This is a genomic window from Streptomyces prasinopilosus (assembly GCF_001419695.1).
Classification (GTDB): Bacteria; Actinomycetota; Actinomycetes; order Streptomycetales; family Streptomycetaceae; genus Streptomyces; species Streptomyces prasinopilosus.
Map to the genome: position 1 here is coordinate 1 of NZ_LIRG01000151.1, position 23,365 is coordinate 23,365.

At 70.5% G+C, this 23,365-nt stretch carries 18 protein-coding genes and 1 pseudogene; 9 read left to right on the top strand and 10 right to left on the bottom strand.

The annotated features are described in order from the left end of the window. Window positions 1–75: 75 nt before the first annotated feature. The gene (uriT, locus tag AOK18_RS07680; RefSeq protein ID WP_055693830.1) at window positions 76–1,518 is read left to right on the top strand and encodes a uridine transporter UriT; all 1,443 of its coding nucleotides are present in this window, start codon (window positions 76–78) and stop codon (window positions 1,516–1,518) included. 414 nt (window positions 1,519–1,932) lie between these two features. After that, on the top strand, window positions 1,933–3,360 hold the full coding sequence (locus AOK18_RS07685) for an MFS transporter (RefSeq protein ID WP_055693831.1): 1,428 nt from the start codon (window positions 1,933–1,935) through the stop codon (window positions 3,358–3,360). Between the two features lie 169 nt (window positions 3,361–3,529). Here AOK18_RS07685 and AOK18_RS07690 read toward each other — a convergent pair whose 3' ends face one another. Continuing rightward, window positions 3,530–4,498: an LLM class F420-dependent oxidoreductase gene (locus AOK18_RS07690; protein ID WP_055693846.1), complete on the bottom strand. Its 969-nt coding sequence runs from the start codon at window positions 4,496–4,498 to the stop codon at window positions 3,530–3,532. Between the two features lie 2 nt (window positions 4,499–4,500). After that, entirely contained in the window at window positions 4,501–5,286 is a 786-nt protein-coding gene (locus AOK18_RS07695) for an ABC transporter ATP-binding protein (RefSeq protein ID WP_055693832.1), read from the bottom strand. A gap of 263 nt (window positions 5,287–5,549) precedes the next feature. Here AOK18_RS07695 and AOK18_RS07700 point away from each other — a divergent pair, with 263 nt between their 5' ends. From AOK18_RS07700 to AOK18_RS07715, 4 genes are all read left to right on the top strand, one after another. Further along, the gene (locus tag AOK18_RS07700; RefSeq protein WP_055693833.1) at window positions 5,550–6,581 is read left to right on the top strand and encodes an ABC transporter substrate-binding protein; all 1,032 of its coding nucleotides are present in this window, start codon (window positions 5,550–5,552) and stop codon (window positions 6,579–6,581) included. Window positions 6,582–6,801: 220 nt separating this feature from the next. Further along, complete coding sequence (locus tag AOK18_RS07705) at window positions 6,802–7,617, top strand: ABC transporter permease (protein WP_240503096.1); 816 nt, start codon at window positions 6,802–6,804, stop codon at window positions 7,615–7,617. Between the two features lie 305 nt (window positions 7,618–7,922). Then, a complete protein-coding gene (locus AOK18_RS32430; RefSeq protein WP_055693834.1) occupies window positions 7,923–8,408 on the top strand; it encodes a hypothetical protein in 486 nt (161 codons plus the stop codon). Between the two features lie 280 nt (window positions 8,409–8,688). Then, window positions 8,689–9,732, top strand: a complete 1,044-nt coding sequence (locus tag AOK18_RS07715; protein ID WP_055693835.1) for a hypothetical protein — start codon at window positions 8,689–8,691, stop codon at window positions 9,730–9,732. A 213-nt stretch (window positions 9,733–9,945) separates the two neighbouring features. On the opposite strand, the gene AOK18_RS07720 is transcribed toward AOK18_RS07715, so the two are convergent. Continuing rightward, the gene (locus AOK18_RS07720; RefSeq protein WP_055693836.1) at window positions 9,946–11,616 is read right to left on the bottom strand and encodes a GmrSD restriction endonuclease domain-containing protein; all 1,671 of its coding nucleotides are present in this window, start codon (window positions 11,614–11,616) and stop codon (window positions 9,946–9,948) included. A 473-nt stretch (window positions 11,617–12,089) separates the two neighbouring features. On the opposite strand from AOK18_RS07720, the pseudogene AOK18_RS07730 reads away from it, so the two are divergent. Continuing rightward, window positions 12,090–12,905: pseudogene (locus AOK18_RS07730) on the top strand (DNA helicase UvrD); the annotation flags it as partial. 157 nt (window positions 12,906–13,062) lie between these two features. Here the strand turns inward: AOK18_RS07730 and AOK18_RS07735 are convergent. From AOK18_RS07735 to AOK18_RS34065, 3 genes are all read right to left on the bottom strand, one after another. Further along, complete coding sequence (locus AOK18_RS07735; protein WP_055693839.1) at window positions 13,063–13,689, bottom strand: DUF6461 domain-containing protein; 627 nt, start codon at window positions 13,687–13,689, stop codon at window positions 13,063–13,065. Between the two features lie 669 nt (window positions 13,690–14,358). Beyond that, window positions 14,359–14,889, bottom strand: a complete 531-nt coding sequence (locus tag AOK18_RS34060; protein WP_240503097.1) for a hypothetical protein — start codon at window positions 14,887–14,889, stop codon at window positions 14,359–14,361. A gap of 108 nt (window positions 14,890–14,997) precedes the next feature. Next, complete coding sequence (locus AOK18_RS34065) at window positions 14,998–15,618, bottom strand: hypothetical protein (RefSeq protein WP_240503098.1); 621 nt, start codon at window positions 15,616–15,618, stop codon at window positions 14,998–15,000. Window positions 15,619–15,913: 295 nt separating this feature from the next. Here AOK18_RS34065 and AOK18_RS07745 point away from each other — a divergent pair, with 295 nt between their 5' ends. After that, complete coding sequence (locus AOK18_RS07745; RefSeq protein WP_055693840.1) at window positions 15,914–16,675, top strand: hypothetical protein; 762 nt, start codon at window positions 15,914–15,916, stop codon at window positions 16,673–16,675. 137 nt (window positions 16,676–16,812) lie between these two features. Here AOK18_RS07745 and AOK18_RS34070 read toward each other — a convergent pair whose 3' ends face one another. Beyond that, window positions 16,813–17,868, bottom strand: a complete 1,056-nt coding sequence (locus tag AOK18_RS34070) for a serine/threonine-protein kinase (protein ID WP_240503099.1) — start codon at window positions 17,866–17,868, stop codon at window positions 16,813–16,815. A gap of 105 nt (window positions 17,869–17,973) precedes the next feature. On the opposite strand from AOK18_RS34070, the gene AOK18_RS07755 reads away from it, so the two are divergent. Then, window positions 17,974–18,789, top strand: coding sequence for a M23 family metallopeptidase (locus AOK18_RS07755; protein ID WP_055693841.1), 816 nt, complete (start codon window positions 17,974–17,976; stop codon window positions 18,787–18,789). A 189-nt stretch (window positions 18,790–18,978) separates the two neighbouring features. Here the strand turns inward: AOK18_RS07755 and AOK18_RS07760 are convergent, their stop codons facing one another. From AOK18_RS07760 to AOK18_RS07770, 3 genes are all read right to left on the bottom strand, one after another. After that, entirely contained in the window at window positions 18,979–20,247 is a 1,269-nt protein-coding gene (locus tag AOK18_RS07760) for a PQQ-binding-like beta-propeller repeat protein (RefSeq protein WP_055693848.1), read from the bottom strand. Window positions 20,248–20,761: 514 nt separating this feature from the next. After that, window positions 20,762–21,115, bottom strand: coding sequence for a hypothetical protein (locus AOK18_RS07765; RefSeq protein ID WP_055693842.1), 354 nt, complete (start codon window positions 21,113–21,115; stop codon window positions 20,762–20,764). Between the two features lie 856 nt (window positions 21,116–21,971). Then, window positions 21,972–22,646 (bottom strand): lytic polysaccharide monooxygenase auxiliary activity family 9 protein, encoded by a 675-nt coding sequence (locus tag AOK18_RS07770; protein WP_478078838.1) that lies wholly within the window; start codon window positions 22,644–22,646, stop codon window positions 21,972–21,974. Window positions 22,647–23,365: the final 719 nt, after the last annotated feature.

The following is a 23,365-nucleotide window of genomic DNA, read 5'->3' on the forward strand; positions in this document are numbered from 1 at the left end:
CGCGGTCGAGCTCGACCGCGAGCGGTTCTGGGACCTCGTGGTGGACGCCCTCGAGCGGATCGGCGACGTCGAGGCATGAGCGCACCCACCACCACGAGCAGCCGGCCCGGCGGGGCTCCGGGCCGCCGCACCACCCGCGTGGGCGTGCTGCTCACCGCCCTCCTCGCGGCCTGCTTCGCCTTCCAGCTCAACGCCAGCATGCTCAGCCCCGCGCTGAAGAACATCGAGGAGAGCTTCGGGGCCAGCTCGGCCGAGATCGGGCTCACCCAGACCGCGTTCTTCACCTCGGCGGCCCTGTTCTCGCTCTTCCTGCCGAGGCTGGGCGACGTCATCGGCCGGCGCAAGGTCCTGGCCGGCATGCTGGCCCTGATGGCCGTCGGCTGCGTCGTCGCCGCGCTGGCGCCGAGCGTGCCGGTGCTGTTCGTCGGCCGCATCATCCAGGGCGTGTCCGGCCCGGTCGTTCCCCTCTGCCTGATCATGCTGCGGCAGGAGGTGACCGAACCGAAGCGGTACGGCACCCTGCTCGGTGTGATCACCGCCGTCAACGGCGGCATCGCCGGTGTCGACGCCCTCGCCGGCGGCTTCCTCGCCGACACCTACGGCTTCCGGTCGGTCTTCTGGACGATGGCCGTCGTGGCGGTCCTCGCCACCGTCCTGGTCGCCACCCTGACCCCCGAGACCAAGGCGCCCGCCGCGACCCGGATGGACTGGCCCGGCGTCGCGCTCCTCGTCGTGTCGGTCGGCTCGCTGCTCGTGGCGCTGAACGAGGCCGGCAAGCTCGCCGGCGCCGACTGGCTCCTCGTGACCGCCCTCGTCGTCGTCGCGGCGGTCGCCTTCGCCCTGTTCTGGCGGACCGAGAACCGCAGCGGGCATCCGCTGGTCGCCACCCGGCACCTGAAGCAGCGCTCGACCTGGGCGACCCTGCTGACCACCCTGCTCACCATGACGGGCGTGTTCGCCGTCATGAACGGGCTGATCCCGGCCCTCGCCCAGGACGGGAACGCCGGACTCGGCATGAGCGCCGAACAGTCCGCGTGGTGGACCCTCACGCCGTACGCCCTGGCCGGCCTGGCCATGGGGCCCCTCGCGGGCCGGCTCGCCGCCACCTTCGGGTACGGCCGCATCCTGCGGTTCGGGCTGATCGGGGCCGTGGCGGCGGTCGTCCTGATGATCCTGACGATCGACTCCCAGTCCCGCGCCATGCTGCTGCTGACCTCGGTCCTGGTCGGCGTCGCCTACGCGGGCGTGGCGAACATCGTGCTCAACGGGCTCGGCATCGTCCTGTCCCCCAAGGAGAATCCGGGGTTCCTGCCCGGCCTCAACGCGGGGGCGTTCAACCTGGGCGCCGGTCTCAGCTTCGCGCTGCTGTACGCGGTCAAGACGGCGGCCCTGCCCGACGATCCCACGTCGCCCTCCGACTACACCGCCGGCATGATCACCGGGGTCGTCATCCTGGCCGCCGCCTTCGCGACGTCCCTCATGATCCCGAAGCCGGTGGAGGCCGAGACCCTCGACTGACCCGGCCCCTCCGGTACCACCGGCGGCACCGCGATCCGGCGCCGCTCCGGCACGGCGGCTCTCCGGTACGGCGTCATGACAACGGCCTGCGGCACGGGCCCGGGGTTCCTCCCGGGCCCGTGCCGCGGGCCGTTCGTCGTACGGCGTGCGCCGTCCGCCATGCGCCGTGCACCGTGCGGTCTCCGATGAGGAGGGGAGTTGCTTCCCGTCACCCGGCGGCACGGGACCGGGGCGCTCGGCATCGCCTCACCTCGTCCCACATCCTGATACGCGACGACTGACAAGTGAGATGTCTGAGAGCCTGAAGGCGCCTGTACGGTACATGCGGTTCCCTTCGGGGGAGCCCGGTGCCGCGCGGGCCGCCGGCGCACACCGCCGGTGCCTGTTCTCCGCCCTCGTGCGAAAGATCGAAAAATGTCCGCACCAGCCACCAGTCCGGCCCAGGCCCCCGCCAACTCGCGGTCCCGTGTCCTCGTCGCGAGCCTCATCGGCACGACGATCGAGTTCTACGACTTCTACATCTACGCGACCGCCGCGGTCCTGGTCTTCCCCTCGCTCTTCTTCCCGAACAGCGACCCGACCACGGCGCTGCTCTCGTCGTTCGCCGTGTTCGGCGCCGCGATGGTCGCGCGCCCGATCGGTGCCGTCGTCTTCGGGCACCTCGGCGACCGGCTCGGCCGCAAGGGCACGCTGGTGGCGTCGCTCCTCACCATGGGCATCGCCACGTTCCTCATCGGCGTGCTGCCCACCTACGAGCAGGCGGGCTGGATCGCCACCGCGCTCCTGGTGCTGATGCGGCTGGCCCAGGGCTTCGCGCTCGGCGGCGAGTGGAGCGGCGCCGCGCTGGTGGCCACGGAGAACGCCCCGAAGAACAAGCGCGCCCTCTACGGAACGTTCCCGCAGCTGGGCGCCCCGCTCGGCTTCATCATCGGCAACGGCCTCTTCCTGATCATCGGCGCTCTCCTGCCGTCCAGCGCGGGCGCCGACCCCTCGCAGCCCTCCGAGGCCTTCCTGAGCTGGGGCTGGCGCATCCCGTTCCTGTTCTCGGCCGTGATGGTCGTGATCGGCCTGTGGGTGCGGATGCGCCTGGTCGAGGCGCCGGTCTTCTCCAAGACCCGTGAGGCCGGGCTGGTGCGGAAGCTGCCGCTGGCCACCGTCTTCCGCAGTCACTGGAAGCAGCTGATCCTCGGTACCTTCTTCATGCTGGCGACGTACGTGCTCTTCTACCTGATGACCACGTTCTCGCTGAGCTACGGCCGTACCGCGACGGACGCCGCCGTGCCCGGTCTGGGGTACAGCTACACCACCTTCGTCCTGATGATGATCTTCGGAGTGCTGTTCTTCGCCGCGTTCACCCTGATCTCGGGCCCGCTCGCCGACAAGTACGGCCGTCGCGCCACCCTGATCTGGGTCACCGCCGCGATCCTGGTCTTCGGGCTGGTGTGGGTGCCGCTGATCGGCATGGGCACGCTCGGCGTGGTGCTGTGGCTGGTGCTCGGTTTCACGCTGATGGGCATGACCTTCGGCCCGATGGGCGCGCTCCTGCCGGAACTGTTCCCGACGAGCGTGCGCTACACCGGCTCCGGCATCTCGTACAACGTCAGCTCGATCCTCGGCGCGGCCGTCGCCCCGTTCATAGCGGTGGCGCTGTGGGAGGCCGCCGACGGCTCGCCGTGGCTGGTCGGCGTCTACCTCTCGGCGATGGCGCTGCTGACCCTGGTCTCGCTGCTCATCGGCAAGGAGACCAAGGACATCGCCCTCGACGAGGGAGAGACGCCCGCCGGCGGCGACGCCCCCGCCGGCCGGGACGGCGAGTCCCCCGCCGCCACCGTGGCCCCCTGAGCCGTCCGCGTCCCACCGCGGCCCTCTTCCCCGTGTGCGGGGGAAGAGGGCCGCGGTGTCGTTGTCGCGGCTGCTTCGTGACCACGGCGGAAGGGCCGTCGGGACGGCTCCCGCTCTCGCGTCGTGGAAGCGGGCGACCGAGGAGCGGGCGACCGAGGGGCGGGCGGCCTCACGCGAGGGGCGCCGGGGGCGCCGCGTCCTCCAGGTGCGGGAGCACCTCGCTCGCGAGGAGTTCGAGGTGGTCGAGGTCGGTGAGGTCGGTCAGGCGCAGGTGGATCCGGCTCGCGCCGATCGCGGCGAACTCGCCGAGCCGGTCGACGAGCCGGGCCGGGGAGCCGACCACCGGGTCCTCCGGCGGCAGCGCGCTCCTGGCGTGCAGCGGGGCGGCCCGCCGTCGCGCCTCCGCGTCGGTGCGGCCGATCGCGACCACGACACCGGCCGAGAGCACCGGCGGTGGCCGGCCGGTGCCGGCCCGCCCGGTCCGCTCGCACGCCTCGGCCACCCGCCGGTAGGCCCGCGCCGTCTCCGCCACCGACTTGAAGGGCATGTTGAACTCGTCGGCGTACCGGGCGGCCAGCTCCGGGGTGCGTCGAGGGCCGCTGCCCCCGACGATGATCGGCGGCCCCGGCACCTGCACCGGTTTCGGCAGGGCGGGCGCGTCGACCAGCCGGTAGTGGGCACCGTGGTGGCTGAACCCCTCACCGACCGGGGTCCGCCACAGGCCGGTGATCACGGCCAGTTGTTCCTCCAGCCGGTCGAAGCGCTCCCCGAGGGCCGGGAACGGGATGCCGTACGAGGTGTGTTCCCGTTCGTACCAGCCGGCGCCGATGCCCAGCTCCACCCGCCCGCCGCTCATCCGGTCGGCCTGGGCCACCATCACGGCCAGCGGGCCGGGGAGCCGGAAGGTGGCCGAGGTGACCAGGGTGCCCAGCCGGATCCGGGAGGTCTCCCGGGCGAGTGCCCCCAGCGTCAGCCACGCGTCGGTGGGGCCGGGCAGTCCGGGATCGGCGCTCATCGCCTGGTAGTGGTCGGCCCGGAAGAAACCCTCGAACCCGCCGGCCTCGGCGAGGCGTGCGAAGCGCAGCTGGTCGTCGTAGTCGGCTCCGCGGTGGGGTTCGGTGAAGACGCAGATCCGCACGGTCATCGCCCTTCCCTCCCGGCCTGCGCCGGCGCGTCCCGTTCCCTCAGCAGGTCGTGCAGTTCGGCGCCGCACCGGGCCACTTCGTCGAGATGCGCGGTGCGGCCCAGCGTCCTGGGCCGGGGGATGCCTATGTCGACGATCTGGCGGATCCGTCCCGGGCGCGGACTGAGCACCACCACGCGGTCGGCGAGCAGCACCGCCTCGTCTATCGAGTGGGTGACGAAGACGACCGTGGCGGAGTTCTCCGTGTGGACCCGTTGCAGTTCCGCCGCGAGTTCCGTGCGGGTGAGCGCGTCGAGGGCGGAGAACGGTTCGTCCATGAGCAGGACGCGGGGCCCGGCGATCAGCGACCGGCACAACGAGACGCGCTGTTGCATGCCGCCGGAGAGTTCGTGCGGGCGGTGCTTCTCGAAGCCGGCCAGGCCGACCGTCTCCAGCAGCCGGTACGCCCGGTCCCGGTGCTCGGCCCTGCGCCCGCCGAAGATCTCGACGGGCAGCAGGACGTTGTCGAGGACGGACCGCCAGGGAAGCAGGGCCGGCCGCTGGAACAGCATGGCGACGTCCCGCCGGGCTCCGGTGACCCGTTCGCCGCCGACGGTGATCTGGCCCTCGGAGGCCGACAGCAGTCCGGCGACCAGTCTGAGCAGAGTGGACTTCCCGCATCCGGACCGGCCCACCACCGCCACGAACTCCCCCTCGGCGATGTGGAGGTCGATGCCCTGGAGCGCCACCGTGGAACCGGACCGGCTGCTGAAGGTCCGGGACACCCCGGAGATGCCGATCATCCGGAGCCCTCCCCCCGTCCTCCGCCCCCGGTGGCGGACGACGCCGTCCGACGCGTGAAGCGCCGTCAGGTTAGCCGGATCGGCGGCCCGGCGGTACCCGGCGTCGTACCGGCGGGTTCCCCGCACCCGGTGTCACGCGGGCGGGATTCTCGTACGCTGTCGCTCGCGCGAAGTGTCCTGCACTGCGGCGGTTCCTCACGCCGTTCCGTCTCGACTCCCCTCGCCGGCGCGGGCCGGCGGTCGGAAAGGACAACACGGTGCACATGAGCAGACTCGCCCGTACGGTCGCCGCGACGGCCCTCGCCACGATGCTGACGCTGGTGGCGGGGTGCGGTGGATCCGGCTCCGGCACGGCTTCCGGCGCGAACGGCACGAAGGCGGAGAAGGAGAAGGTGACCTACCTGACCTCCTTCGGCAACTTCGGCCGGGACGCGTACGCCTGGGTCGCGAAGGACAAGGGGTTCTTCGAGGAGGCCGGCTTCGACGTGGAGATCAAGCCGGGCCAGGGCACCGGCGGCGTGATACCGGCCGTCGCGAGCGGCCGGGCGCAGTTCGGGCCGATCGACCTGACGGGCGGTCTGCTGCAGATGGGCAGCGGCCGGACGAAGGACTTCGTCGCGGTGGCCGCCATCCAGCAGCGCACCATGGCCGCGATCGCCACCACCGAGGGCGAGGGGATCACCGACCCGGAGGACCTGGAGGGCAAGCGGCTCGCCGACACACCCGGTTCCGTCGTGCGCAGCCTCTTCCCGACGTACGCCCGGCTGGCCGGGGTGGACGCCGGCGAGGTGACCTGGGTCAACGGCGACGCGCAGACCCTGATGGGCACACTCGCCAGTGGCACGGTGGACGGCATCGGCCAGTTCGTGGTGGGCGAGCCGACCGTCGAGGCGGTGACCGGGAAGAAGGCCGTCCTCCTGCCGTACGGCGATGTGATGCCCGACCTCTACGGAAACGTACTGATCACCTCGACGAAGCTCGCCGAGGAGGAGCCGGAGATGGTGAAGCGGTTCTCCGCCGCACTGCTCGAGGGCCTGGAGTACAGCCTGGCCCACTCCGAGGAGGCCGCCGAGATCCTGGGCCGGAACGTGGACGCCACGGACCCGGCGGCCGCGGCGGCCGAGTTGGAGCTGATGGCCGCGTACGTGGCGCCCGGCGGTTCCGGCTCCACGATCGGGACACTGGACGCCGGGCGGGTCGCGAAGAGCATCGCGATGCTGCGGGAGGCGGACGCGTTGCCGCGGGACGTGACCCCCGAGCAGATCATCGACTTCGACCTCGTGCCGAAGGCGTGATCGCCCTGACCACCCGCACGGTCGCTCCCCGCCGCCGACCGGCGGAGAGCGCCCACGCCGTCGCCCCGGCTCCGTGCTGAGCGGCTCGGGGGAAAGGGAGGGCCGGGCCTCCGAGGAGGGGACGACCGGACCCTCGCCACGGCGACAGGCTCCGGTGCCGGAGCCGATGCCGGGCCCGGAGCCGGTACCGGTGCCGAAGCCGGTGTCGGAACCCGTGTCCGTGCCCGCACCCGCACCCGTGCCGGTGCCGCGGTCCGGTCCGCGGCGCGGGACGGGCGCGGGCACCGTGCTGCTGCCCTCGGCCGGGCTGCTCGTCGCCCTCGGCGTGTGGTGGCTGCTCACCTCGGTCCTGACGGTGGTCCACCCGGCGCTGCTGCCCCCGCCGGGTGCCGTGCTCTCGGCCTTCACCGCGACCCCGGCCCGGTTCCTCGAGCACACCGGTGACACCACGGTGGAGACGGTCGCCGGCTTCGCCCTCTCCACCGTCTGCGGAGTGCTGATCGGGCTCTCCCTGGCCGCCTCGTCCCTCCTGGAACGGATGTTCACGCCGCTGCTGGTCGCCGTCAACGCGGTTCCGAAGATCGCGCTCGGACCCCTGCTCGTGGGGGCGCTCGGCTGGGGGCAGAAGCCGGTCCTGACCATGGTCTTCCTGCTCTGCTTCTTCCCGATCGTGCTCTCCACCGCGACCGGTCTCACGTCGACCCCGGCGGACCTGGCCGAGCTGGCACGCTCACTGGACGCCTCCCGCTGGCAGACGTTCCGGAAGGTACGGCTGCCCGCCGCGCTGCCGCAGATCTTCGTCGGGCTGAAGGTGGCCATGCCGCTCGCCGCGATCGGCGCGGTCATCGGCGAGTTCCAGGCCGGTGAGAGCGGGCTGGGCTATCTGATCGTGCAGGCCGGCGGGGTCGGCGACGTCGCCACCGCCTGGGTGGCGATCATCCTGATCGGGCTGGTGAGCATCCTGCTCTACTTCGCCCTGGTGCTGCTGGAGCGGTTCGCGCTGCCGTGGGTCCGGGAGACCACCACGCGCGACTGACCGCGGCCGGCCGGCCTTGCGCGGGGTCGTCCGGTGAGCCGATGGCTGAGGGGCCCGTCGTAGGTGAACCAGCCAGAGTCACGCGCCCCGTCGACCACGGCGTGCCAGTGACCGGGAGCGTCCGTGGGGCCGGCGACCCGGAACAGGTACTCGCCGTTGTCGGTGGCGCCGCAGGTGAAGAGCCGGCCGAAAGGACAGGACACCGGGGGGTGCCCTGTTTCCCCTCCCTGCGCGGCCACTCCCGGGCTCGGCCCGGCATGGACCGGTGGAACCGGCGAGTGCTGTCACTCCGTACGGGTGGACGGGTGCAGTCGTTGGCGGCCCTCCGGCCCATACGAGTCGGCAAGCTCATTGCAGTCCTGCGGCTGCGGCAGCGCCAGGCGGTCAGCCGGCAGCCGGCGGGCGACCACCGGGCGGCCCTGCCCGAGTTCGAGGCGCTGGCCGAGGCGTTCGCCCGCATCAATGGGCCCACCAGCGAGGCTGCCCGCGACTGCCGCGCCCAGGCCGCCCGCTGCCGCGGCGAACTCGGTCAGGTATCCGAGGCGTTGGCGGAGCTCCAGGGGGTCCTCGAGGTGGAACGGGCCGTCGAGAGCGACGTCAGCGACGCGGCCGTGGAGTTGCGCCGCGGCATCGGCGTGCTGTTGATCGGCCGGGGCAACCCGCGGGAGGCCCGGGCCTGCCTGGAGGCGCTGTACGAGGACGTCGTACTCGTCCACGGCCCGCACCACGACGTGGCCGTGGAGGCCGCGGAGGTCCTTGCCATGCTCCGCCAGGAACTCGACGGCGGGTGACCGGTACGGCCCGGTCGGCAGCCGGCCGACGGACGCCTGCTGTCCGCCCGGTTCGTCGTCCGCATCCGGGCCTGGTACCTGGAACGCTCAGTGCGGTGAGCGTGTGAGCCCCAGCGCCGCACTGGGAAGGCCGACCGGCGGAACCACTCCGGCGAACACCGCCATCACGGCCTGAACTTCCTCGCTCCGGCCGAGGAACTGCCGACCCGGGAAGCCGTGTGATGCCGGCCGACGTGGATCGGTGCACCCGTTGTCAGAGGCTGCTGGCAGCATCACCGCTGTGAACGCCACCTTCACCACCCCGCCGCGGCCGGTCGACGTGACCGCGCTCTTCCCTCAACTGGCTCCGCTGGCACGCACGGCGACCCGGTTGCACCCGCGCCCCGGGTCCCCGACCGTGCACGACAGTTCCGTGGGCGGACCGCTGCTGTGGCCCGCCGACGAGCCGTGGCCGTACTGCGACGCGCCGCACGACAGGCGCGCGGCGCGGACGGTCCACTCCCCGGACGACGTCCGGCTCCTCCGCCGCGTCCGTGCCGCATCGGCCGAGCGGCTGCGCCTCGACCCCGAGGCACCCCGGCGGACCCCCGAGGAACAGGCGGTCTGGGAACGGATCGGGGCGGGCCGCCCGTGGTTCGACGGCCCGATCCCCCTCCTGCCCGTCGCCCAGCTCCACGCCCGGGACGTTCCCTTTCCCCGCCCGACCGACGCGGACCTCCTCCAGGTCCTGTGGTGCCCCTTCGACCACGCGGAACGCCCTCACCCCAGGACCGCGCTCTTCTGGCGCTCCTCCGCCGCCGTCACCGACGTCCTCGACGCACCGCCCGAGCCGCCGGTCATCCAGGACGGCTCCTACCTCCCGGAGCCGTGTCTGCTCTCCCCGGAGCAGGTCACCGACTTCCCCCACCCCGGGGAGCTGGACGAGGAGCTTCGGGCTCAGCTGGAGGACACGAGCCGCTGGGGGACGGTCGACCCCGCGCAGTACGGCATGGATGATCTGGACGAGCTCTATCTGGGCGGCCTCTCCACCGCTCCCGGCTGGAAGACCGGCGGCTGGACCAGCTGGGGTGACATCGACCCCGTCGACCGCCCCTGCCCCGAGTGCGGTACCGAGGAGGTCCCGCTCCTCACCATCGCCTCCTCGGAATGGGACGGCATCGGCGCGTCCTGGATCGCCGAGGAGGAACCGGCGAACCCGGCCCCGCCTCCCCTGGGCACCCGGGACGGCAACTTCACCCTGATCGACATCGTCGGCGGCTACCACCTCCAGCTCCACGCCTGCCCGGCCGACCCCTCCCACCCCCACATCGAACTGGTCCAGTGAGCCCTCGGGGAATCCCTCCGCGCAGACGCGTGCGCCACGACCGGCACCGTGACCGACTTTTCAGCCAACAGCCTCGGTCAACGAAGCGACGGGCTCTGGCTGTACGTCTCGCGGAGGTGACGACCCCCGCCATTCCTGTGGAGGCCGACTGCGGGCAGTAACCGCAGAAAACCTATGACAGGTCCACGTGGCTCCCCGCAGAGCCTGTCGGCATCAATTCCGAGTCGGCGTCGGCGCGTTCGTTTCCTCCGCGATCACTTCTTCGTCGGCCGGCGGCTCGTCGGTCTCCTGGCGGACGACCTGGCCGGTGTAGTCGGGCAGGCCCAGCAGCCGGTTGAGGGCGTTGGCCATCAGATGCCTCCGGGCGGTCAGGAATGCGGGGAAGCGGTCCAGGGAGCGCAGTTCCGGGTCGCCGGGAATCCACTGCTCGGCCAGCCGCTCCGGCGCGATCCCGGCCATGTACTCCGCAGGCAGCTTGGAGGAGATCACCTTGTTGGTATGGCCCGTCACAAAGGCGAGGTTGGCCAGGCTGTTCCACTCTTCCTTGGGGAACGTCGACTGGACGCGCGCCTGAGGAAAGACGTGGTGGAATTCGATCTTGGCACGGGAGTTGACGGGCCGGTCGTTGATCGCGGTGTTGGTCACCCAGTCCTTGGCCCTCATTTCGAGTGCGGCGATGTAGAGGAGACGGAAGAAGGGATGGGTCGAGTACTTCTGCTCCAGGTCCCGCGGGTGGATCGGGCTGTCCACGGAGCGCGGGCCGAAGGCACGGCGGATGAGCTCGGTGAACAGGCGCTCCCCTGTCCGCTCCTTGACCAGCCGCGCCTCGGCATCGAGTTTCCCCTCCACCTGCAGGGAGTAGTGGCTGAAGGCCATCGCGGTGTAGACCCATCGGCGCAGCAGTCCGACCTCCTCGGGCTGCAGCTTCCCCTGACGGTGATGGAGGAGCAGCGCGGGGACGACCACGACGTTCGGTGATGTGAGTACGTCCGATCGGGGAATACCGCACTCTCCGCGAAGGAAGTCGACGGCGAGACGCAAGGCTGTTTCCGTGGCCTGCCACGCCTCCTTGAGAGCGGCCCCGTCCATGGTGGAACCGATCAGCTTGATGTGGCGGGCCGTTGTCCCCGCGAGCAGACTCATGAGACGCAGAACCGCTTCCCGGTCGAGTCCGAAGCCGATGTCCCTCAACTCGTCGTGGAAGGCGTCCATCGTCTGCAGGCCCTCCGCCCATCGGGCGGCGATCGCGCTGTAGACGAGGTCGCCCTTGGACAGCCGGCGCCCGCCCTTGTTGAGACGTGCGAAGACCTCGGCGACCTCCTCGTAGTCGTCGGAGCTGTAGGTGATCACCACGATCTGCTGCTTGCGGATGTCGTTGACCCGTTGAAGCCGCTTGGTCCACTCCCTGAAATCGGGGTGCCCCATTTCGACACCGGCGTCCATGAGGAGCTCGTAGAACTGGACGCCTTCTTGCAGGATCGTGGAAACGGGGATCAGGAGCGGGTCCTTGCGCTGCACCGCGCTCGGGTTGACGAACTCCTCGGTCCGCACGTCGAAGCGGAGGTCGATGAAACGGCCATCAGCCTTCGACTCGGGCCGGTAGACCCATGCGAGCGAGGTGAGCCGCTGCTGTCCGTCCAGGAGATACAGCGGCCTCCGGGAGGACTTGGCGGACTGGACGACTGCCGCGGTCCGGAAGGGCACCTCCAGATTCGTCTCCCACAGGAGCAGCGCGCCCACGGGGTAGCCCCGGTAAAGGGAGTCGAAGAGGTCACGCACATCGGTGCGCATCCAGACGAAGTCACGCTGGATGGACGGAATGACGATCTTGCCCTGCAGCAGGTCTTCCACCGGAGAGACGACCGGCTCATTGGACTGCTTCACACTTTCCCCCACCGGTTTGTGCGTTTTATGACCAGGTTAGCCACCTCTGACGGTCATTGAACACGACACACCAACTCCTCACACCATCAACGACACACTTCCGTTTCGCACTTGGCAGCGTCATTGGGAAGAGACCTTGTGAGGCTTCCACTGTGAACACTCCTCTGTGAGCAACAGGTCACTCAGAGGCACATTCCTCCGGCCAGTCAGCGGTTGCCCGAACCGGCCGACCTCCGGACGTGCGTACGCGACCGGTACCCGGAGAGCGACAACCACTCGGTCGCGGCCTTCGCCCGCGGTGACGTCGATGGCTCGGTAGTCACCGGCGGTGTTCGGAAAGGCCGCGCGGACTGGCGTGACGCGATCCAGATGATCACAGGGGTCGATGTGGACGTGGTCGGCCAGGCCGCGGCCGGACTCGTCATCACGCGAATCCCGACCGCGGCCATGCCGGAACGGCCTAAAATCCCGGCATGCCGCGCCTCGCCCTTGACAAGGCCTTCTGTCAGCAGTTGGAGAAGCTCGAGAAGCACGTCAGGAACGGCGTCTTCGACGCCTGGTAGAAGTTCGAGCGGCTCACCCTCGACCAGCTCTTCAAGAACCCCGGCCTGAAGCTGGAATCCCTCAAGGGCGCCAGGGACCGGAAGATCCGGACCATCCGGATCACCCAGGGGTACCGCGGCGTGGTCCTCGCGCCCGAAACGGGCGACACCTTCGTGCTGCTCCGGGTCGGTCCGCACGACGAGGCCACCGAGTGGGCGGTGCGGCAGAAGGCGACCATCAACGCCGTCACCGGCGCCATGGAGCTCCGCGAGATCGCCACCCTGGAGGAGCTGACCCCCACCTACGAACGCGTCGCGCCCGCCGAGGAGCAGCGGCTCTTCGCGAAGGTCTCCGACGGGGAGATGGCCGCACTCGGCATCGACGCCACCACCCTCGCACAGGCACGCGTACTGACCAGTCTGGAACAGCTCGACGTCTTCGGGCGGTTCTTCCCGCCGGACCAGTACAAGGTGCTGGAGCACCTGGCCCTCGGCGCGAGCGTCGAGCAGACGTGGCAGGAGGTCGTCGTGCCGGCGCTGGCCGACGCGGCCTCGCAGGAGCCCGTCGACACCACCGACTACGCGACCGCCATCGCGCACACCCGCACCCGGATCGCCGTCGTCACGGACGCCGACGAACTGCGTGACATCCTCGACAAGCCGTTCACCGTCTGGCGGATCTTCCTGCACCCCGCCCAGCACAAGGTCGCCTACCGTCCGTCGTACTCCGGTCCCGCGCAGGTGACCCGTCGCGGGCCATCGCCCTCGCCGGCGAGACCCTCGTCCTGTACGGCAGGCCGCCGATCACCGGCATCACGGTGCTGGAGGGAGCGGCCTGTACCGGAGGCCGAAACCCGTTGCCGGCCTCCTGACGGACACGAGGCGACGGAGACGTCCCGAGGACCTACAGGATCTCGATGACGCCCGGCGGGACCGGGCCCTCGCCCGCGTAGGAGTCACCGCGTGGCGCGGACGGGGCGTCGTCCTCCGCAACGGTCAGGGTGGGCCAGGGGGCGGCCAGGGTCGCGTCGTCCAGGGCGAGGCCGAGATGGTCGAGGACGAGGGCGACCACGGCGGGGGCTGTTCCGGAGCCCTCGTGCTCGGCCAGGGCCTCCTGAGCTCTGTCCCACCAAGGGCCGGAATGTTCGGGCCGGGATTGTCCCGGACCGGGTTCGAAGTTCTCCAGGCACTGACCGTCGCACCAGTGCTGGAAGACGGCAAGGCCCTCGGTGGACAGGACGCTGTAGGTCTCGGTGCCGCGGGACAGCGCGGCGAGGAGTTCGGGCCATGAGCCGATGACGCCGTCCTCCTCGACGCAGAACGTCCAGTCGCCGAGCCTTCCGGCCCGTAGGAGCGACACCGCCCCTGCGGCGAACTGCCCTGTGGACAGGTCGGAGGCGGCATCCGCGTCGAGCAGGCGGGAACGGTCCGGGTCTGCGCCGTAGCGGGTGAACACCTCGGCAGGGTCCAGGCCCCGGGTGAAGGTGACGCACATCTGGTCGCCCGCCCAGTCGAGCGCGTCCATTGCCATGTTCCGTCCCGTCCCCTCTACCGGCTCCGCCCACCAGATCGTGTCCACCGGGCTCCGGTCTGTCAAACGAGCGGCTCTGTAACGTAATCGGTGGCAGCGGAGGGTGACGTTCAGTGCGGGAGGATGCGATGCCGAAGGAGGTCGAAGCCCGCACGGCCATGCATCTGCCTCATGATTCCTTTGGCGCGGGTACGGACACGTGCGATCCACGTGGCGAGTTCCTTCCCGCTGTCTGCGAGCAGGTGTGGGCAACTGCCCGAACTCGCTTACAAGAGATGCTGGTTGCTTTATCCCGGAGCAGGCGGCGGTGAGTTCGGCGAGGAGTATCGCGCCCTTGTCCCGAAGGCGGTCGGGGTGGGTGAGCAGGAGGCGGGCCAATCGTCGCGGGGCGGTGACGGGCCGGTCGCCTTCGGCCTGGACACCGCCACCCGCCAAGACGTTCTCTCCATCACGGCCCCCGTGGGCATGACCCTCGACCTCGCCCACCGGACAGGAGCGCGGCGAGAACTCGAACGCCTCCCAGCAATCGCGCGACGCTGTGGCGTGGAATCCCGGGAACCGGGCGACAACGGCCCCGAGCTTTCCCGGGCGTCGCCCGGAGCAGCGGGTGGGAAGACTGCTTCGGCAGCCCCTGCTTCCTGGCGGACCGACCGCCCGCCCTGCCCGGCCTCAGGCGACCTCCCGCACTCGTGCAGCGGTCTGCTCGGCGAGCTCGCGGACGCTCCTGGCGGCGTTCTCCGAGAGCTCGCCGAGCACGGCATCGGCGGCGGTGAAGAGGGCACGGGCCTCCTCAGGGCGGCCCGCGTCGGCCAGGGCGAGGGTGAGCCGGTAGTGCTCCTCGGCGATGAAACGGCCGAGGTTGACCCGCTGCCAGTGGCGCAGCGAGTCGTCGCCCGGGGCGGCCAGGGCGTCGCGCACGGCGGCCAGGCCGTCCTCCGCCCGCGGCAGCAGGCCCGCCTCCCGTGCCAGGTCGGTCCAGGTGGAGGCCGGCTCGTCCGACGGGTCGGTCCCGAACATCGACTCGTCGAGCTCCCGCGCCCACCGTCGCAACTCGTCCGCGCTCACACCCGGTTCCGGCACACCACCCAGGCCGCACCCCGTGTCGAAGTCCGTTTCCCGGACGTCGAGCAGCAGCGGCAGATCTCCGGGGTCCCCGTGGAGCCCGACCAGCACGGCCGCGAGCCGCAGTTCGTCCGTCATCGATGACCGTGTCTCATGCCGCGGCAGCTCAAGATCGGCCTCGGCGCGGTCGAACTGCGCGGCCCGCAGGGTGATCCGGCGCCGGACCGGGTCCTCGGCGACTTCACGTCATGCCGTGGGGTCGCCCTCCCGCAGGCGGGCGAGACCGGCGCGGCCCGCCGCGAGCACGGGCTCCCACAGCGGGGGCCCGGTCGGGCCCGACAGGTCGTACGCGCATCCCTCATCCGCGTCGAGCAGGACGAAGTCCGGCTCGGTGCGCAGCAGCGCGGCACGCAGTCCGCGCACCAGCTCGACCGGGGAGCGTTCCGGGAAGCCCAGCGCCGCACGGAGCTCGGCCCGCTCCTCGTCGATTCCGTGGTACTCACGGATCTCGTCCTCGGTCTCGGCGACGCACGCCAGGATCTCCTCCTCGCCGTCGTCCGGCGCCAGGCGTGTGCAGCCGCGCCAGCCGGGCTGGCCTATCACGAGATCCAGAGCCTCGTCCACACTGGAGTCGATGATCCCCGCAGCGCCCTCCGAGTCGGCGTAGAGCACCGAGCAGTCCACGCACACGAAGTACGGGCCGCCGATGTCGTCCCCGGCCACCGGCTCCAGCGGCCCGCCCGAGGCGAGGCGGACCTCCTCGACATCACCGTGAACGGCGCGATCCAGGTCGAAGTCGAAGGGGGAAGCCGCCAGTTCGGCCAGGCGGCGGTCCTGCCGCAACAACCGTAGCGCGTGATCGGTCATGCCACGGAAAGTAACACCGCACGGGGCCGGCACCGCCTTCGCGGCAATCACATTCACGCCGGTCGGCCGATCTCGGGTCGAGTGCCATCCGAACAGGGAACGGAACGGTGCGCACCGCGGCCTGCGACTGTGTGCCGATTTGGTCCACGATGTGGTTCGCGAGCTGCGCACCCGGCGGGGATCGTCCGATGCCCCATCGTGATCAACGGGCTTACAACCAGGTGTGGTTGCCGACCGTCTTCAAGGCGCTGGAGGGATGAGCCTCCGGTGTCCTTCCGTACAGATTGGGGACCAGGTGGGGAAGCAGGTCTGGAGAGTCGTCGTGGCCGGTGGTGCGGCGGCGGTGTTCACAGCCGTGGCCGCGGTCCCGGCCGGGGCGACCGAGGGAGGGGTCTCGTTCAGCCGTGTCCAGGTGAACGGCGGCAAGCCGATCGTGATCGGGGCGTCGGGGGAGGTCGCGGTGCCCGCCTCCTTCCGAATGACGACCACGCGCAAGTGGGAGTGGCCGGCGGTGTTCCTGTACCGCAAGGGGGCTGACCGGCTGTGGCACGCCATTGAGACGAGCGACTGCATCAAGGTGAAGTCGGGCGTCTGCGACTTCGACGAGACGATGTACTTCGACCCCAACGTGTGGGACATGCGCAACAGTGAGGCCGGGGCCTGGAAGGTCGGAGCCGAGGTGTACTTCAAGGGCGGCGGTGGGGACGTCGACGACAAGGGCCTGATGGTCCACGTCAAGCGCAACTCCCGCCTCACCGTCAACGCCTCGCCCGAACCCGTGGCCAAGGGCAGGACCATCACCGTGACCGGAAAGGTCACCCGGGCCAACTGGGAGACCAGGAAGTACGGCTCCTACGGAGGCCGCCGGGTGACCCTGCAGTTCAAGCCCGCCGGCACCACCTCCTACACCACGGTGAAGAAGGTGTACTCGAACAGCTCGGGCAACCTCAGGACGACCGTGAAGGCGTCCGGGACGGGTACGTGGCGATGGCTGTACCACGGCAACACCACCACCGGATCGTCGAAGTCGTCCGGGGACCACGTCGTGGTGAAGTGATGTCCGCAGTACCGGCGGGCTCACAGGGGCCGCGTCGGCCGTAACGGCTGCGACGGCCGAGGCGTCGGGTCCGCCGCGAGCGGGCGGACCCGACGCCTCGCGTCCCGGCCGACCGCGAGCGCCCGTGCACAGGCGCCTCAGTGCGGCGTGAGCCGGCGCGCTGCTTGACCGACCGCGGAACGGTCAGGGGGGAACGCGCCGTGACAGACGTGCCGACGCACGCTGCCGACACGGACGAAGCCGCCGACCGGAAGGTCGTCGAGCAGGAGCAGGCCGAGATCAAGGACTTCGTCAAGGGCCTGAGCGCGGACGACATCAAGTCGGGCAACTGGTTCACCAAGCTCGCCGCCCACGCCATGAACGCGTACACCGAGAAAATCGACTGGCAGTACTTCCAGGACCGGTACGCTGGTGTGCCCGTGGACGCCGTCGTCGCACGTCGTCGACATCGACCCGGCCGAGGTGCGGAGGCGCGTGGCCACCTCCAGCACCCGGCGCGCTGCCGGTCTCGTTGACGCGGGGTTCTTGGCGAGCAGTGCGTGCGTCAGGTGCTGGAGCGCCGCTGGGGCGTCGACGCCGTGGTCGGCGAAGCGGGGCGGGGGCGCGGTGAGGTGCCGGGTCACCATCTCGGCGGGACCGGAGCCGTCGAAAGGGGGCCGGCCGGTGAGCACGTGGTGCAGCAGGCACCCCACCGCGTACAGGTCGCTGCGGCCGTCCAGCGCCCTGACCTCGGCAAGGAGTTCGGGCGAGGCGTGGGCGACGTTGCCGAGCGTCTCACCGGTCGTGGTCGGCTGCGGGTCGTCGTCCGAGAGGACCTTCACGGGACCGAAGTCGAGGACCTTCACCGGACCGTCGGTGCGCACCATGACATTCTGCGGCTCGAGATCGCGGTGGACGAGGCCGGCCGCGTGCGCGGCGGAGAGCCCCGAGCACGGTTGCACGGCCACGGAGACCGCGGTCGGCACGGACAGGCGCCCGTCGTCGGCGCCGTCGACCACGTCGTCGAGGGTCGCCCCGTCGACGATCTGCATCACCAGGCAACAGACGTCCTCCGTCACGGCCGTGTCGTACACGGTGGTGGCGTTGGTGTGGTCGAGGCGGGCGGCGGTCTTCGCCTCCCGCTCGAAACGGGCCAGGACGGTACGGCGCCGGTCCGGCAGGGCAGGCAGGTCAGTGCCGCGCTTCCGTGGCAATCTTCCCGAAAATACTGTCGTGAACGCATCAATTTACGGCATCCTGGGCGCCGTCCGCGTCCGCTGACACCACCACCGCACGTACTTCGCAGTTCGGAGACAGCATTGCGCTCGATACGCATCGCCCTGCTGGGCCTGGTGGCTCTCGTGGGCGGCCTGCTCGCGGCGACGCCCGCCCAGGCCGCGCCCCTCTTCAAGGCCCCCTACGCCTGCGGTCAGAAATGGACGTACAGCCACCACTCGGCCGAGGTCCGGGAGGCACTGGACTTCGTCCGCAGTGACGGCGGCGCCACCAACAACGCGCCCGTGCTCGCCTCGGCCCCGGGGACCGCCACCCGACACTCCCAGGCGAACGGCGCCGGCAACTACATCAAGATCGACCACGGCGGCGGTTGGCAGACGTACTACTTCCACCTGAACGCCTTCTCCGTCGCCAGCGGCGCGTACGTCGGCCAGGGGCAGCAGATCGGCACCACCGGCAGCACCGGCAACAGCTCCGGCGCGCACATCCACTACGAGCAGCTCTACAACGGCGTCGGCCAGAAGATCAAGATCAACGGAACCGCGCTCGCCTACCCCGGCTCGTACGGCAGCCACCATCTGACCAGTGACAACGGCTGCGGCGGCACCGGCAAGTACTGGGTCGACACCTTCGCCAACGCCACGGGCTACGCACAGCCGAACACCAACGACGCGCAGGGCGTGCTGAACGCGGGCACCAACTACGTGTACTGCAAGGTGTGGGGCCAGGAGATCCGCGGCGCGAACGGCACCTACAACCACTGGTGGCTGAAGACGGACCTCGACACCACCTACGCGGGCAAGAACGGGCGGGGAGCGTACGTCTCCGCGTACTACCTCTCGCGCTGGGGCAACGACGAGGCGCGTGACAACAACGGAACCGTGATCCCGAACTGCTGACGCGCCGCCACCGGACCGACCGAACCGGGTCGTTCTCCCCGGGGACGACCCGGCCCGGTGCGCTTCCGCCCCCGGGCGTACGACCCTCCCGTAGATGCCGAAGGCTCAGCAAAACGGCCGAGCTGCCCCGGTGCAGTGCCGGTGGCACGGCCCCCGCCGGTGTGCCGGTCCGGCCGTCCGGCCCGTGCGTCACACCGGCAGCGCGTGCAGCTTGCTGCCGTGCAGGGCGAAGACGCGCTCGCCGTCGGTCGCCACCAGCCAGGCGTGGTGGTCGCCGCTGCCGTCGTTGAACGTCCAGCGCACCTCACCGGTCCCGGCGTCCAGCGCGATGACGCCGCCCTTCTCGTCCAGGTCGGTGGCGCCGTAGAGGGTGCCGCCCGCCTTGACGTACTGGCGCGGCACCTGGAGTCCCGCGTCCGCGAGGGCCTCGGACTGCCAGAGCGGCTTGCCGGTCCGCGGATCGACGGCCCGTACCGTCCTGGCGCTGTCGGCGATGTAGAGCACGTCCTCCACCACGGCCGGCTCCCTGAAGAGGGCGAGGTCCGACGCTTCCAGTGACCACTTCTCCTTGCCGTCGGAGAGGGCGAAGGCCTGGAGCTTCTTCCCCTGCGGGACGATCACCAGGTCCTCGTGGACGGCGAAGAAGCCGTAGTTCGTCTCGGTCGTCTTCCGCGTCCACACCTGGCCGCCGGTGGCGGTGTCGCGCACGGTGAGGTTCTTCTTGAAGTCGGTGTAGACGAGGCGGCGGCCGCGGACGGCGGCGTGGATGCCGTTCTGCACGGTGCCGAGGTCGCGCTGTTCCTTCCAGGCGATCCTGCCGGTGGTGCCGTCGAGGGCCGCGATGACGTTGGTCTTCGACGAACCGTCGTCCTCGAGGATCTCGGCGATGACGTACACCTGCTTCTCGTCCACCGCGATCGGCTGCGGCTGCCGGTAGCCCCTGCCCAGGCGGCTGCGCCAGGTCTCCTTGCCCGAGGCAGGGTCGTATCCGGTGACGGTGCCGTCGTACCGGCCACTGGCCAGGTACAGCGTGTCCTTGCCGAGGAGCAGGGGCGCTCCGGGGACCGTGCCGCCCGGCAGGGACCACTTCTGCCTGCCGGTCGCGGTGTCGAGGGCGGCCAGTGGGCTGCCGCTGGCGATCACGACGCCGGCGGCGACCACGAGTTCGTCGTTGTCCCCGTAGGTCTCGGCCGAGGTCGTCTTCGTCCACAGCGGCTTCGGGGCCTTGCCGTCCCCGCCCGTGCCGTCGCCGTCGCCGTCGCCGGGCTTCTTGTCGTCGCCCTTCGGCTGCTCACCGCCGGCGCCTCCGGATCCCTCGACGTCCACCGCTCCCTCGTCGCAGCCGACCGTACCGGCGGTCAGGGCGGCCAGCGCGAGACCGCCGCCGGCCAGCCGGAGCACACGCCGGCGGGAGGCCGTCCGGGACGTCCCGGACGGCCTGACCGATCCGTCGTGCATCGTGCCGTTTCCCGTGGCCATGCTTCCTACCCCCGTGATGCGTCAGAGCCCGAACACAACAAGCAGGGCCCACGCCGTACCGACCGTACGGACGTACGCCCCTGCGGCAAGGAACGCTAACCGAGACCCCGGTGTGCGCACTCCGCCGGAGCACGACCGGGACGGCACCGTGAACCGATCGGGACAACACGGCCCGACCGCGCGCACGGGACCGGCTCCGCCCGTGCAGAAACGCGTGCCGGTGGACGACCGGTCGGCCGTCGGCCGCGCCGCGGCGTTGCGCTTCCACCGTGCTGATGCGTGCGGCCGACGGACTCGGCAGCTGGACGCGCTCTCCGGCGCGTACCGCCCCCGCGTCGAACGGTCCCGGACTATCCAGGGATTTCCCGGACTGTCCCGGACTGTCCCGGACGAGAATGTTCCGCCGGCCGCCGGGTGGCGAGCACCCCTCGTCACCGTGTGCGTCGCGAACGGCCGGCCCGGCCCGGGCGGACCGGCCGGCCGCCGTCAGCGGTTACCTGACGTGGAAACCGTAGACGTGGTAGGTGTCGGCGCCGCTGAAGGGGGCCAGAGTATGGGGCGGGAGCACTGCGACGTCCCACCCGAAGTTCGTCCTCCAGAAGACGACCACCTCGTGGGCGCCCGAGGAGAAGGAAGTGACACCGCCCTGTTCGAGCGGGACGTCGCCGGGTCCGGTCCAGCACCGGCTGCGCTCCGCGCCGTTCTCCAGGTACGTCACCCTCACGGAATCCGTACCGGCGCCGCAGTCGATCTCCTCGGTGGCTAAGGCGGGGGTCGCCGGGAGTGCGAGGCTCACCGCGACGGCCGCCGCGGCACCCAGCACCAGTTTCTTGGATCGGCTCTTCATCGTGTCGTGGTTCCTTCCGGTCAGGGCTCCGAAGTGAAGGAGCTTTAGATGAACCATCAACCATCAATCAGTTGTGTTTCAACGGTTCGGTGAAATCTCCTCGCGAGCCGGCCGACGGCGGTGTCCGCGGGCGTCCCGGCCCGGAACACCGGGTGTCCTGGAGGAACGGGGTGCTCCGGACGGGCCGGGGAGGAGCGCACAGGCTCCGCGGAAAAGGTGCGCGTGGGGTGAAGCAACGCCCTGCGATTCCAGGGCGGATCGCCGCCGCCGGAACCTCGTCCGGGACGAGGCGTGACCCTGGGGCACCGGTCGCAGTCGCCGTTCGGCCCGTTCGGTCCGTTCGGTGACGTGACACCAGGAAGGGCCGACGACCAGCGGCAGGGGCCGGCCCCGGGCGAGCGGATCGCGGACTTCGCCGCCGCCGTCCACCACTTCGACCGCTCTCCACGGGGCCCGCGGCGCCCGTGCCGAGAGGGCAGACTCCGGGTTCGACGACCAGGGTCTGTCCGACGGGTCCGCAGGGCGGGCCTTGCCTGCAGATCATCGCCCGCCGGAACCGCACCGAACCGGTGCTTCCTCGCGGAACGATCCACTTCGACTTCCGCCCTTCCTGCTCACTCGGTCGGCCGGCGGACCCTCACCGGTGGTGCCGGACCCGCCCCTGTCCCCACGGCGTCCTGACATCCAGCCCGACGAGCGACCCGGCAGAGGTCTCCGGTCACAGTGCCGGGAGCGCAGGAAGCCCCGCCGGTGCAGGGTGACCACGTGGGTCCCCTGCCCCGACGGGGCCCGGTCGACCGGGCGGCGGGTCACCGGCGCCCGGCAGAGGCCGGTGTCGTGTGCGGCGCTCCCCGGCTCAGCCGAAGTTCACGTCGCTGCACCACATGTAGGCCTGGTCGAGGTGCGAGGCCTGCCAGATCACGAACAGGACGTGGTGTCCGGTGTAGCCGGAGGTCTGGACGGGGAACGTGATGTCCTGCGCCGGGGCGAAGCGGCCGGTCTGCGTGATGAAGTCGAGGTTGCCCCAGCCCAGGGTCTGGGTCTTGGGGTTGAAGCCCTGCTTGCTCACGTAGACCTTGAAGTAGTCGGCACCGTGGGACGCCTGGTCGTACAGGTGGACAGTGAAGTTGTTGCTGATGGGGGTGGTCTTCCACTGCCCGGGCTTGTTCAGGCTGGCGTTCCTCGAGAGGTTGTTGCTGCAGAGCGTCCCGTCGGGGGTCCGCGCCTGGAACTGGCCACCGAGGCCGTCGCGGAGCGCGCTCATCCAGTTCCACATGGTGTCGGGGTTGGCCTGGAACGCCTGGTAACACATGGGGTCTTCGGTCTGCATGGCCGGGCTCGTGTGGTTGCTGCCCCACGTCTTCCAGCACTGGTACGCGCGGGAGGCGGGGTTGATGATGGTGCCGTGAGCCTGGGCGGGGGTCGACCAGGCCAGTGCGCCGACCACTACGGCGAAGACCATGACCAGCGCCTGGAGAGGCCGGCGGAGCGACGACCGCGAACGCTCGGTCAAGGAACTTTTCTTGCGCATGTGGGGGGAACTCCTTCCAGTTGCAAGGCTGTCATGGGAGCGCTCCCAACGGTACGTCTTCCGAGTGAAATGTCAATGAAACAAACGGAGTTGATCATATGAGTGGGTTGTGAGCAGGGAATTCGCCGTGAGCCGGGATGCAGAACCGTTCCCGGGACCGGAAAGCGAGGATGCTGCCTGGACCGGTGTGGGGGGCGATGCCGGGAGGGGCGTTCGCAGCAGGGCAACGGGACCTGGTGCCGGCGTGAGGGCTGCCCAGTTCCCCGACACGCGAGAACCCGGGTCCCGATGGTGCCGCTTCCGTGCACCCGAGTCGGCCTCGCCGGATGAGTTGCCTGGTAGAAGCGGTGACTGGGGGGCGCCTCGGGCGGGGAACGCGGCCGACGGCACGCAGCGGGAACGTGCGTACTCCTCGGACCTGAACCGACGGCACTGGAACGTGGATGCCGTAGCGAGAGAAGCCGCCGGCACCGCGGATCAGCCTGGGCGCGCTCCCCTTCACCTGGGCTGCCGCGGCCTCAAGACGCTCACGGACCAGGTGCCGGAACACTTCCCGGTGGACCGTCAGCCGGGTTATGGAGAAGATGCCTGGCTGATCACGCCCGGGTCCGTTCCACGTCTGCTGACACGGCTATTCCGGACAGGGCCGCCCCCGCGGTGAGCGGGCGGCGTGGGCTGCGGTTCGGTCGTCGCCGGTTCCCCTCGGCTCACCATGACAC

Bases quoted from the DNA above. Each gene is read 5' to 3' on its own strand.
- uriT (WP_055693830.1), top strand. From the start codon at position 76: ATGAGCGCACCCACCACCACGAGCAGCCGGCCCGGCGGGGCTCCGGGC.
- AOK18_RS07770 (WP_478078838.1), bottom strand. From the start codon at position 22,646: ATGCGCAAGAAAAGTTCCTTGACCGAGCGTTCGCGGTCGTCGCTCCGC.
- AOK18_RS07695 (WP_055693832.1), bottom strand. From the start codon at position 5,286: ATGATCGGCATCTCCGGGGTGTCCCGGACCTTCAGCAGCCGGTCCGGT.
- AOK18_RS07735 (WP_055693839.1), bottom strand. From the start codon at position 13,689: ATGGCAATGGACGCGCTCGACTGGGCGGGCGACCAGATGTGCGTCACC.
- AOK18_RS07685 (WP_055693831.1), top strand. From the start codon at position 1,933: ATGTCCGCACCAGCCACCAGTCCGGCCCAGGCCCCCGCCAACTCGCGG.
- AOK18_RS07765 (WP_055693842.1), bottom strand. From the start codon at position 21,115: ATGAAGAGCCGATCCAAGAAACTGGTGCTGGGTGCCGCGGCGGCCGTC.
- AOK18_RS34060 (WP_240503097.1), bottom strand. From the start codon at position 14,889: ATGACGGACGAACTGCGGCTCGCGGCCGTGCTGGTCGGGCTCCACGGG.
- AOK18_RS07760 (WP_055693848.1), bottom strand. From the start codon at position 20,247: ATGCACGACGGATCGGTCAGGCCGTCCGGGACGTCCCGGACGGCCTCC.
- AOK18_RS07700 (WP_055693833.1), top strand. From the start codon at position 5,550: ATGAGCAGACTCGCCCGTACGGTCGCCGCGACGGCCCTCGCCACGATG.
- AOK18_RS34065 (WP_240503098.1), bottom strand. From the start codon at position 15,618: ATGACCGATCACGCGCTACGGTTGTTGCGGCAGGACCGCCGCCTGGCC.